The organism is Streptomyces sp. SID12488, assembly GCF_010548275.1.
In the GTDB taxonomy this organism is placed as follows: Bacteria; Actinomycetota; Actinomycetes; order Streptomycetales; family Streptomycetaceae; genus Streptomyces.
In genome coordinates this window covers 214,225-225,022 of the sequence record NZ_JAAGLT010000012.1, presented here as the reverse complement: position 1 = coordinate 225,022, position 10,798 = coordinate 214,225, and the positions used below count along the sequence as shown (strand labels likewise).

8 protein-coding genes and 1 pseudogene are annotated in these 10,798 nt (G+C 69.2%); 1 reads left to right on the top strand and 8 read right to left on the bottom strand.

Annotation, left to right across the window (positions count from 1 at the left end):
* The 5 genes and pseudogenes from G3I56_RS20630 to tkt all read right to left on the bottom strand — a co-directional run.
* Nucleotides 1-349, bottom strand: a pseudogene (locus tag G3I56_RS20630) (glucose-6-phosphate isomerase); the annotation flags it as partial.
* A complete protein-coding gene (gene opcA / locus G3I56_RS20625; protein WP_164410974.1) occupies nucleotides 342-1,277 on the bottom strand; it encodes a glucose-6-phosphate dehydrogenase assembly protein OpcA in 936 nt (311 codons plus the stop codon). The pseudogene G3I56_RS20630 and the gene opcA, both read right to left, overlap by 8 nt.
* Nucleotides 1,274-2,845 carry a glucose-6-phosphate dehydrogenase gene (gene zwf / locus G3I56_RS20620; RefSeq protein ID WP_164410972.1) on the bottom strand — a complete coding sequence of 524 codons (1,572 nt, stop codon included), beginning with the start codon at nucleotides 2,843-2,845 and terminating at the stop codon, nucleotides 1,274-1,276. Before zwf ends, opcA begins: the two co-directional genes overlap by 4 nt.
* A complete protein-coding gene (gene tal, locus G3I56_RS20615; RefSeq protein WP_164410970.1) occupies nucleotides 2,842-3,999 on the bottom strand; it encodes a transaldolase in 1,158 nt (385 codons plus the stop codon). Before tal ends, zwf begins: the two co-directional genes overlap by 4 nt.
* Before the next feature lie 19 nt (nucleotides 4,000-4,018).
* Nucleotides 4,019-6,112 (bottom strand): transketolase, encoded by a 2,094-nt coding sequence (gene tkt / locus G3I56_RS20610; protein ID WP_164410968.1) that lies wholly within the window; start codon nucleotides 6,110-6,112, stop codon nucleotides 4,019-4,021.
* 146 nt (nucleotides 6,113-6,258) lie between these two features.
* Here tkt and G3I56_RS20605 point away from each other — a divergent pair, with 146 nt between their 5' ends.
* The gene (locus tag G3I56_RS20605; RefSeq protein ID WP_164410966.1) at nucleotides 6,259-7,155 is read left to right on the top strand and encodes an AraC family transcriptional regulator; all 897 of its coding nucleotides are present in this window, start codon (nucleotides 6,259-6,261) and stop codon (nucleotides 7,153-7,155) included.
* Nucleotides 7,156-7,231: 76 nt separating this feature from the next.
* Here the strand turns inward: G3I56_RS20605 and G3I56_RS20600 are convergent, their stop codons facing one another.
* The 3 genes from G3I56_RS20600 to G3I56_RS20590 form a co-directional block, all read right to left on the bottom strand.
* Nucleotides 7,232-8,641 (bottom strand): glycoside hydrolase family 16 protein, encoded by a 1,410-nt coding sequence (locus tag G3I56_RS20600; RefSeq protein WP_164410964.1) that lies wholly within the window; start codon nucleotides 8,639-8,641, stop codon nucleotides 7,232-7,234.
* 508 nt (nucleotides 8,642-9,149) lie between these two features.
* Nucleotides 9,150-9,935, bottom strand: coding sequence for an RNA-guided endonuclease TnpB family protein (locus tag G3I56_RS20595; RefSeq protein ID WP_164410962.1), 786 nt, complete (start codon nucleotides 9,933-9,935; stop codon nucleotides 9,150-9,152).
* 33 nt (nucleotides 9,936-9,968) lie between these two features.
* Nucleotides 9,969-10,721, bottom strand: a complete 753-nt coding sequence (locus G3I56_RS20590) for an IclR family transcriptional regulator (protein WP_164410960.1) — start codon at nucleotides 10,719-10,721, stop codon at nucleotides 9,969-9,971.
* Nucleotides 10,722-10,798: the final 77 nt, after the last annotated feature.

The following is a 10,798-nucleotide window of genomic DNA, read 5'->3' as shown; positions in this document are numbered from 1 at the left end:
CGTTCTCACCGTCGACCTCGACCACCGCGTCCCGCGGCGCCCGCAGCGCGGTGTGCAGCACCGCACGGTCCTCGGTGATGTTGATCCGGTCACCGCGGAACATGGCGTCCCGCAGCCCGAACACATCGGTGGCGGTGGCGAGTTCCTGGAGGAAGGCGAGGGTCTCGTCCGTGATCAGGTGCTTGGAGTAGTCGATGTGCAGGTCGCCCACCCGCACGACGTACCGCTCCGCGCGTCCCGGATCGGCGGCGAACAGTTCACGCAGCTGCGGATGGAGGAGCGCGTCGGCGCGGTGGTCCTCCAGCGCGGTCCACTCGGGGCGCCGGGTGAGCCTGGGGGAGTCAGACATGACTGGGGGTCTCCTTGGTGCTGTCGCCCCGCAGAGCGATGGCGTACATCTCGTCGGCGTCGAGGCGCCGCAGTTCCTCGGCGATGAGTTCGGACGTGGGCCGCACCTTCAGCGCGAGCGTGCGCGAGGGCTGGCCCGGCAGGGTGAGCGTGGCGAGCGGGCCCTCGGGGCGGTCGATGACGATCTCGCCCCTGTCGGTGCCGAGGCGGACGGCCGTGACGACCGGGCCCGCGGTGACGACGCGGTCCACCTTCACCGACAGGCGGGCGCCGAGCCAGCGGGCCAGCAGTTCGGCGCTCGGGTTCTCGGCCTCGCTCTCGACGGCCGCCGAGATGATCTTCGTGCGGGCCTGGTCGAGGGCCGCGGCCAGCATCGAGCGCCACGGGGTGAGACGCGTCCACGCCAGGTCGGTGTCGCCGGGCGCGTACGAGCGGACCCGGGCCTCCAGTGCGACGAGCGGCTGCTCCACCGCGTACATGTCGGTGATCCGGCGCTGGGCCAGCGCGCCCAGGGGGTCCTTGGCGGGCACCTCGGGGGCGTTCACCGGCCACCAGACGACGACCGGCGCGTCCGGCAGCAGCAGCGGCAGGACGACGGAGTCGGCGTGGTCGGACACCTCGCCGTACGTCCGCAGGATGACCGTCTCGCCGGTGCCGGCGTCGGCGCCCACCCGCACTTCGGCGTTGAGGTGGGACTTGGTGCGGTCGCGCGGGCTGCGGGCGTGCCGCTTGATGACGACCAAGGTGCGCGCGGGGTGCTCGTGCGAGGCATCCTCGGCCGCCTTGATCGAGTCGTAGGCGTTCTCCTCGTCCGTGACGATCACCATCGTCAGGACCATGCCCACGGCAGGGGTGCCGATGGCGCGCCGCCCCTTCACCAGTGCTTTGTTGATCTTGCTTGCCGTGGTGTCGGTGAGGTCGATTTTCATGGCCTGCGCCAGCTCCGTCCGTCTCGTGCGAGCATCTCGTCGGCTTCCTCCGGGCCCCAACTGCCCGAGGAGTACTGCGCGGGCCTGCCGTGCGTGCCCCAGTACTCCTCGATCGGGTCGAGGATCTTCCAGGACTCTTCCACTTCCTGGTGACGGGGGAACAAATTGGCGTCGCCGAGCAGGACATCCAGGATGAGCCGTTCGTACGCCTCCGGGCTGGACTCCGTGAAGGACTCGCCGTAGGCGAAGTCCATCGTGACGTCCCTGATCTCCATCGAGGTACCCGGGACCTTGGAACCGAAGCGCACGGTCATGCCCTCGTCGGGCTGGACGCGGATGACGATCGCGTTCGCGCCGAGTTCCTCGGTGGCCGTCGAGTCGAACGGGGAGTGCGGGGCGCGCTGGAAGACGACCGCGATCTCCGTGACGCGCCGCCCCAGCCGCTTGCCGGTCCGCAGATAGAAGGGGACGCCCGCCCAGCGGCGGTTGTCGACCTCCAGCTTGACGGCCGCGTACGTGTCGGTGCTGGACTGCGGGTCGATGCCGTCCTCTTCGAGGTAGCCGGACACCTGCTCGCCGCCCTGCCAGCCCGCCGCGTACTGCCCGCGAACGGTGTGCTCGCCCAGGTTCTCGGGCAGCTTCACCGACTTCAGGACCTTGAGCTTCTCGGTCAGCAGCGACTCGGCGTCGAAGGCGATCGGCTCCTCCATGGCCGTCAGGGCCATCAGCTGGAGAAGGTGGTTCTGGATCACGTCGCGCGCCGACCCGATGCCGTCGTAGTAGCCGGCCCGGCCGCCGATGCCGATGTCCTCGGCCATCGTGATCTGGACGTGGTCGACATACGACCGGTTCCAGATGGGTTCGTACATCTGGTTGGCGAAGCGGAGCGCCAGGATGTTCTGGACGGTCTCCTTGCCGAGGTAGTGGTCGATCCGGAAGACCTGCTCCGGGTCGAACACGTCGTGCAGGACCCGGTTCAGCTCACGCGCGCTCTTCAGGTTGTGCCCGAACGGCTTCTCGATCACCCCGCGCCGCCAGGAACCCTCCGGCGCGTTCGCCAGCCCGTGCTTCTTCAGCTGCTGGACGACCTTGGGGAAGAACTTCGGCGGTACGGAGAGGTAGAAGGCGTAGTTGCCACTCGTACCCCGGGACGCGTCAAGTTCCTCGACGGCCGCGCGCAGCTGCTTGAACGCCGCGTCGTCGTCGAAGTCGCCGGGGATGAACCGCATGCCCTCGGCGAGCTGCTGCCAGACCTCCTCGCGGAACTCCGTACGGGCGTGGTCGCGCACCGAGTCGTGGACGATCTGTGCGAAGTCCTCGTCCTCCCAGTCCCGGCGGGCGAAGCCGACGAGCGAGAAGCCGGGCGGGAGCAGACCCCGGTTGGCCAGGTCGTAGACGGCCGGCATGAGCTTCTTGCGGGACAGGTCACCGGTCACCCCGAAGATGACCAGCCCGGACGGGCCCGCGATCAGGGGGAGCCGGCGGTCGCCGGGGTCGCGCAGCGGGTTGTCCCAGTCGTCCTCGGCGGTAGCCGCCGCCGGCTCCAGCAGGGTCGGTTCGTCGCTCATTCCCCGTCAACTCCCTTGCTGCCTACGCTGTCCAGCGACTTCGTGACGGCGGTCAGCAGGTCGTCCCAGGCGACCGCGAACTTCGCGACGCCCTCGTCCTCCAGCAGCTTCACGACCTCGTCGTACGAGATCCCGAGCCCTTCGACGGCCGCGAGATCGGCGCGGGCCTGGGCGTAGCCGCCGCTCACCGCGTCGCCGTGGATGTCGCCGTGGTCGGCGGTCGCGTTGAGCGTGGCCTCCGGCATCGTGTTGACGGTGCCGGGCGCGACCAGCTCGTCGACGTAGAGCGTGTCCTTGTACGCGGGGTCCTTGACGCCGGTCGAGGCCCACAGCGGGCGCTGCTTGTTGGCGTGGGCGCCGCCGAGGGCGGTCCAGCGCTCGCCGTCGAAGACCTCTTCGTACGCCTCGTAGGCCAGCCGCGCGTTGGCCAGCGCCGCCCTGCCCTTGAGGGCGAGGGCCTCGTCCGTGCCCAGCAGGGTCAGGCGCTTGTCGATCTCGGAGTCGACGCGGGAGACGAAGAAGGAGGCGACGGAGTGGATGGTCGCCAGGTCGATGCCCGCGGCCTGCGCCTTCTCCAGGCCGGCCAGATAGGCGGCCATGACCTCGCGGTAGCGCTCCAGGGAGAAGATCAGCGTGACGTTGACGCTGATCCCGAGGCCGATGACCTCGGTGATCGCGGGCAGGCCCGCCTTGGTCGCCGGGATCTTGATCATCACGTTGGGCCGTTCGACCAGCCAGGCCAGCTGCTTGGCCTCGGCGATCGTCGCCGCGGTCTCGTGGGCGAGCCGCGGGTCGACCTCGATCGAGACCCGGCCGTCCCGGCCGCCCGTGGCGTCGTACACCGGGCGCAGGATGTCGGCGGCGGCCCGTACGTCGGCGGTGGTCATCATGCGTACGGCCTCGTCGACCGTGACGCCGCGCACAGCCAGGTCGGCGAGCTGCTCCTCGTACCCCTCACCGGAGCCGATGGCGGCCTGGAAGATCGACGGGTTGGTGGTCACGCCGACCACATGCCTGGTGTCGATGAGTTCGGCGAGGTTGCCGGAGGCGATGCGCCCCCGGGAGAGGTCGTCCAGCCAGATCGAGACGCCCTCGTCGGAGAGGCGCTTGAGTGTTCCCGCGGTGGGGGTTGCTTCGGTGGTCACTGTGGTCATCTTCCTTCTGGCGTGCGGATCAATCACGGGCGGCGGCGAGACCGGTAGTTGAACTGAGCACAGCCCGCGCCACTCGGGCGACGTTCTCGGCGGTGAAGCCGTACTCGGCGAAGAGGGTCCCCGCGTCGGCGGAGGCGCCGAAGTGTTCGAGGGAGACGATGCGTCCTGCGTCACCGACGTAGCGGTACCAGGTCAGACCGATGCCCGCCTCGACCGCCACGCGCGCCTTCACGGACGGCGGAAGGACACTCGCGCGGTACTCGGCAGACTGCTCCTCGAACCACTCGACCGACGGCATCGACACCACTCGCGTACCCACACCCTCGGCCTCCAGCGCCTCGCGCGCGGCGACGGCGAGCTGGACCTCGGAGCCGGTGGCGATCAGGACGACGTCCGGGGTGCCGGTGGAGGCGTCCCGCAGGACGTAACCGCCCTTCGCGGCATCCTCGTTCCTGGCGTACGTCGGTACACCCTGCCGGGTGAGCGCCAGGCCGTGCGGGGCCGGATTCGTGGCGTGCCGCTTGAGGATCTCGGCCCAGGCGACGGCCGTCTCGTTGGCGTCGGCCGGGCGGACGATGCTCAGGCCCGGGATGGCGCGCAGGGAGGCCAGGTGTTCGACCGGCTGGTGCGTCGGGCCGTCCTCGCCGAGGCCGATGGAGTCGTGCGTCCAGACGTACGTCACGGGCAGCTGCATCAGCGCCGCCAGACGTACGGCGTTGCGCATGTAGTCGGAGAAGACGAGGAAGGTGCCGCCGTAGATACGGGTGTTGCCGTGCAGCGCGATGCCGTTCATCTCGGCGGCCATCGAGTGCTCGCGGATGCCGAAGTGGACGGTACGGCCGTACGGGTCGGCCTCCGGGAGCGGGTTGCCCTCGGGGAGGAAGGAGGACGTCTTGTCGATGGTCGTGTTGTTCGAGCCGGCCAGGTCGGCGGAACCGCCCCACAGCTCGGGCAGGACCGGGCCCAGGGCCTGCAGCACTTTGCCGGAGGCCGCACGGGTGGCGACGGACGCGCCCTCCTCGAACACCGGCAGGACGTCCTCCCAGCCATCGGGGAGCTGACCTGCCACGACCCGGTCGAACAGCTTCGCCCGCTCGGGCTGCGCACCGCGCCACTCGGTGAGCTGCTTGTCCCAGGCGGCGTGCGCCTCGGCGCCCCGGTCGAGAGCCTGGCGGGCATGGGCGAGGACTTCGCCCGCGACCTCGAATGTCTGCTCCGGGTCGAAGCCGAGGACACGCTTGGTGGCCGCGATCTCCTCGGCGCCGAGGGCCGAGCCATGGGCCGCCTCGGTGTTCTGGGCGTTCGGGGCGGGCCAGGCGATGATCGTGCGCATCGCGATGATCGAGGGGCGCGCGGTCTCGGCCTGCGCCTCCTTGAGCGCCGTGTACAGCGCGTGGACGTCGATGTCGCCGCCGAGTTCGGGCTCGATCCGCTGCACGTGCCAGCCGTACGCCTCGTAGCGCTTCAGCACGTCCTCGGAGAACGCCGTCGCCGTGTCGCCCTCGATGGAGATGTGGTTGTCGTCGTAGACGAAGACGAGGTTGCCGAGCTTCTGGTGACCGGCCAGCGAGGAAGCCTCGGCGGAGATGCCCTCCTCCAGGTCGCCGTCGGAGACGATCGCCCACACCGTGTGGTCGAAGGGCGACTCGCCCTCGGGTGCCTCGGGGTCGAAGAGGCCGCGCTCGTAACGGGCGGCCATCGCCATGCCGACCGCGTTGGCGACGCCCTGGCCGAGCGGGCCGGTGGTGGTCTCGACGCCGGCCGTGTGGCCGTACTCGGGGTGTCCCGGCGTCTTCGAACCGTGCGTCCGGAACGCCTTGAGGTCGTCCAGCTCCAGCTCGTACCCGGACAGGAACAGCTGGGTGTAGAGGGTCAGCGAGGTGTGTCCGGGGGAGAGGACGAAGCGGTCACGGCCGGTCCACTCAGGGTCCGCGGGGTCGTGTCGCATCACCTTCTGAAAGATCGTGTACGCGGCGGGGGCCAGACTCATCGCGGTGCCGGGGTGGCCGTTGCCGACCTTCTGCACGGCATCGGCCGCGAGTACACGGGCCGTGTCAACGGCACGCTGGTCGAGATCGGTCCACTGGAGGCTGTCGGATGTCTGCGTACTCATCTTCAAGAAGTCCTCGATAGAGGGGGGTGAACTGCTCGGGCGTGTTCAAACTTAAAAGTCTGACTTTTAAGGGGCCAGGTGCCTGTGTGTCACCCTTTGGTGAAAGTGGGACAGGGGCAGTGGGGCCCGGACGGCAAGAGAAGGACATGGCGGACAGAACCATCCAAGACGGCCAGGACGGAAACGGCATCAGGACGTTTCCCTTCCCGGTCGATCTGAGCGTCCTGGGCGTGGGTATGCAGGTCGGGCCGATGTCACCCGACCGCACCTGGCACGACGACGCCCCGCTCGAACGCGTCCACCGCATCGACTTCCACATCGTGATGCTGTTCGACGGGGGCCCGGTCACCCACATGGTCGACTTCGCCGAACACGAGGCGACAGCGGGCGACCTGCTGTGGATCCGCCCGGGTCAGGTGCACCGCTTCTCCCGCGCCACCGAGTACCGCGGCACCGTCCTCACCATGCAGCCCGGTTTCCTGCCCCGGACCACGGTCGAGGCGACCGGCCTGTACCGCTACGACCTGCCTCCGCTGCTGCGCCCGGACGCGCGCCAACTCGCCGGTCTGCGCGCGGCCCTGGACCAGCTGGGCCGCGAGTACGAGGACACGGCCACCCTCCCGATCGGCCTGCACACCTCGGTACTGCGCCACTCCCTCGCCGCGTTCCTGCTGCGGCTGTCCCACCTCGCGACGAGTTCGGCGGAAGCGGCGGGGGGCCGGACCGACACCACGTTCACCCTTTTCCGGGACGCGGTGGAGAAGGGCTTCGCCACCAACCACAGCGTCAGCGCGTACGCCGACGCCCTCGGCTACTCCCGCCGCACCCTCGTCCGCGCGGTGCGCGCGGCGACCGGTGAGACGCCCAAGGGCTTCATCGACAAGCGGGTGATCCTGGAGGCCAAGCGGCTGCTGGCGCACACCTCTCTGCCGATCGGGCGAGTTGGCGTGGCCGTCGGCTTTCCCGACGCGGCGAACTTCTCCAAGTTCTTCCAACTGCACACGGGGGCAACGCCGGTGACGTTCCGGGCTGAGCTGAGCTGAGCCGAGCCGAGCCGAGACGTCCGGAGGGGCGGGCCGTCCGGGCCCGCCCCTCCGTCAACGCCCTACAACACCCCTGTCAGTGGCCGAAGTTGAACCAGTTCACGTTCACGAAGTCCTGTGCCTGGCCGCTGGTGAAGGTCAGGTAGACGTCATGGGTGCCGGTGACGGAGCTGATGTTCGCCGGCACCGTCCGCCAGCTCTGCCAGCCGCCCGTGCTGCCGATCGAGAAGCTGCCGATCGGTGTGCTCGTACGGCTGTCGAGGCGCACCTCGACCAGTCCACTCACGCCGGAGCCGGCCCCGCTCGCGACCCTGCCGACGAACTGGGTGGCGGCCGTGGAGCCGAAGTTGACGTTCTGGTAGAGCGCCCAGTCGCCGTTGGCGAGCGAGCCGATGTTCTGGCCGCCGCCGGTGTCGGTGGTGGTCTCCGTGCTGGTGCCCGACTGGCTGTTGTAGGACTCGGCCTGGACGGCGCTGTAGGCGTCCCGGCTTCCGGTCGGCGGGGGCGTGGTCGTACCGCTGCCGGTGGTCGACTGGAGCACCTGCACGTAGTCGACGACCATCGGGCGCCCCGAGACCGTGTTCGCGTCCGGGCCGCCGCCGAACGCCGCCGGGAAGGCGCCGCCCATCGCCACGTTCAGGATGATGAAGAAGCCGTGGTTCGTGGCGTTGGCCCACGTCGTCGCGTCGACCTGGTTCGCGGTCACCGTGTGGTAGTTGGTGCCGTCGACGTAGAAGCGGATCGCCTCCGGGCTCACCGAGCGGTCCCACTCCATGCGGTAGGTGTGGAAACCGGCCTGACAGGTGGTGCCGGTACAGCTGGTCGTGCCGCCGATGCCGGTCGTCTCGTTGCAGGCACCGCCCGGACTGGTGCCGCAGTGCAGGGTGCCCCAGATGGTGTTGAGGCCCTGGGTGTTCTCCATGATGTCGATCTCGCCGACGCTCGGCCAGTTCTGGTAGTTGCCCCGGTAGGGCGCCCCGAGCATCCAGAACGCGGGCCAGTAGCCGAGGGCGGACGCTCCGGTCACGTTCGGCACCTGGAGGCGGGCCTGGACGGCCAGTTTGCCGCCGGCCGGGGGCTGGAAGTCGGTGCGGTTGGTCTCGATGCGGCCCGAGGTCCAGTTGCCGGCGGAGTTGCGCACCGGAGTGATGCGGAGGTTGCCGCTGCCGTCGAGTGAGACGTTGCTCGTGCTGTTCGTCATGGTCTCGATCTCACCGGTGCCCCAGTTCGCGGGGCCACCGGGATACGAAGTCCCGGTCGCGTACTGCCAGTTGGTGGTGGAGACGCCGGTCCCGGCGGTGCCGTTGAAGTCGTCGAGGAAGACCTGCGTCCAGCCGGTCGGCGGCGTCGGCGCGTCCGCCTGGGCCACCGTCACGGCGGCAGCCGCGAGGCTGAGGACGGCGCCGACGGCGACGAGCACGCGACGGAGGGGGCCGCGTCCGACTGGTGGGCCTGAAGTGAGCGAAGTGCCTGAAGTGTCCCTCATGGGTGCCTCTTCGGGTACGGGGTGGTGGGGATGCGGGGTGCCTTCGAGTGCGCTTGAGAGCGCTCTCAGGGTGGGCCCAATGTGCTCCCGGTGACTCCGGCCGTCAAGAGGTGAAACTCAGAATTTCCTTCCGTCACAGGTGAGTTCACCCGATGAAGACATGAATGTGCTATGTCCTATCGGTCGGACAGGCCCTACAGGGCGCTGCCCGCCTTCCAGTCCGCCCAGGACAGATTCCATCCGTTGAGCCCGTTCGCCGGATCGACCGTCTCCTCGCCCGAGTTCTCGACGATCACCACGTCCAGCGGCCGACACGGCCCCGAGCATGGCGAGGATCCCGCGCTGGGACCACTTCGGCGACTGCTGCCCGTCCTGCTCGTCCTGCCCGGATGGGTTCGATATGTGTGGGACGCCCACGGCACGCCTTTGTCAGCGACCCGAGAATGAACTCCCAGGCTTGCAGCTCGTGATCATCACTGGCGGTGATGGGCCCGGCCGCGTCCAGAACTCACGCGATGAGCGTGAGTTCAGGGGTCGCTGACTGGACCCCGCAGACCCACGCCATCCACCCACGGTGGGCGATGTTGTGGGACGAGTTATGGTCCGCGTGATGAACGAATCCACAGGACCGGCAGGCGAACCGGGCTTGTGAGGGGCGGTTGCCGCGTGCGATGTGATGACATTGGGAGCATTCCTGGCTGGTGTACGCCGGATCGGCGTACACCAGCGGCACCCCGGCCTTCTTCGCCTTGTAGGCGATGAAGGCGCCGAGTTGCGCGAAGGTCCAGGAGTGGAGCGTGGTGCGTTGGGACTTTCTCAGCCGGGCCCGCTCGCGAATGCCCTTGAGGTCTTCCAGGGCTACTCCGCGACCGGTGCGTTGAGCCTCCGCCACGATCCGTTTCGAAATCTTGTGGTTGATGTCCTTGTTCCGGCGGGCCTCTTTGCCCGCGTACTTCCTTGCCCGCCGCTTGGCCGACTTGGTCTGCTTCTGCTGCAGCTTGCGTCGCAGTTTGCGGTCGTTTTCCCGTTTCCGGTTGATCCGGCGCCCGCAGTGGCGTTCACCGTCACTGGTGGCTGCGATGTTCACGATGCCGAGGTCCACGCCGAGGAAGGCGACCGGGTGCGCGTTCAGCGCGGCTTCGGGGATCTCGCAGGTGGCGATCAAGTACCACTTCCCGCCTTGGTGCAGCAGGTCGGATTCGCCCTGGCGGTGCCGGGCCAGGACCTCCAGCTGTTCGGCTTGTCCGGTGAAGGCGAGGTTTTTCATCCGGCCCACCGTGGTCCAGATCGACACGGTGCGGGCCTCGTGCTGCCAGGACAGGCCCGCTCAGTGCCGTTCCGGCCGCCAGCCCAGCGCCCGTGAGATGCCCCGTGCCGCCAGCCGCACGGCGGGCACCAGCGCCGGTACCTGGGCGTCCGCCTGGGGCACCACGACAGACACCGCGGCGATCACCGCACCGCCCGGGCCGTGTACCGGAGCCGCCACCGACAGGGCGTCGTCGGTGACCTGACGGCTGCTCACCGCCACGCCTGTGCGCCGGACTTCGGCCAGGACACGGCGCAACCGGGCCGGGTCGGTGATCGTGTGTGGGGTGAAGGCGGCCAACGGGCCCTCGCAGTAATGCTGTTGGAGTACCGGATCGCCGTGGGCGAGCAGGGCGAGGCCGACGCCCGTGGCGTGCAGTGGCCAGCGGGCGCCGACCCGGATGTGCACCCCGACCGCCGAACGGCCCGACAGCCACTCGATGTAGACGACCTCGCCGCCGTCCCGTACCGCCAACTGCACGTTCTCGTGCGTCGCTTCGTACAGGTCCTCCAGATACGGCAGCGCGATCTGCCGCAGCGCCAGCCCGCGCGGGGCGAGCGCCGCGACCTCCCACAGCCTGAGGCCCACGTGGTAGACGCCGTCGTCGTCCCGCTCCAGGGCGCCCCAGAGGGTGAGGGCGCCCACGAGGCGGTGTGTGGTGGTGAGGGTCAGCCCGGCCCGTCGGCTGATTTCCGTGAGAGAGAGCGCCGGGTGCTCGTGGTCGAAGGCGCTGAGCACGGACAGCAGCCGGTCGGGCGCGGAGCGGGTGGTCATGGGCGGGCAGCTCCCCGGGGTGTGGACGTCATGTCCTTGTGTACGTCCCTGTATACCGAGGAGCGGTACGGCATCCG

Coding starts and splice junctions, on each gene's coding strand:
- opcA (WP_164410974.1), bottom strand. CDS start 1,277: ATGAAAATCGACCTCACCGACACCACGGCAAGCAAGATCAACAAAGCA.
- zwf (WP_164410972.1), bottom strand. CDS start 2,845: ATGAGCGACGAACCGACCCTGCTGGAGCCGGCGGCGGCTACCGCCGAG.
- tal (WP_164410970.1), bottom strand. CDS start 3,999: ATGACCACAGTGACCACCGAAGCAACCCCCACCGCGGGAACACTCAAG.
- tkt (WP_164410968.1), bottom strand. CDS start 6,112: ATGAGTACGCAGACATCCGACAGCCTCCAGTGGACCGATCTCGACCAG.
- G3I56_RS20605 (WP_164410966.1), top strand. CDS start 6,259: ATGGCGGACAGAACCATCCAAGACGGCCAGGACGGAAACGGCATCAGG.
- G3I56_RS20600 (WP_164410964.1), bottom strand. CDS start 8,641: ATGAGGGACACTTCAGGCACTTCGCTCACTTCAGGCCCACCAGTCGGA.
- G3I56_RS20590 (WP_164410960.1), bottom strand. CDS start 10,721: ATGACCACCCGCTCCGCGCCCGACCGGCTGCTGTCCGTGCTCAGCGCC.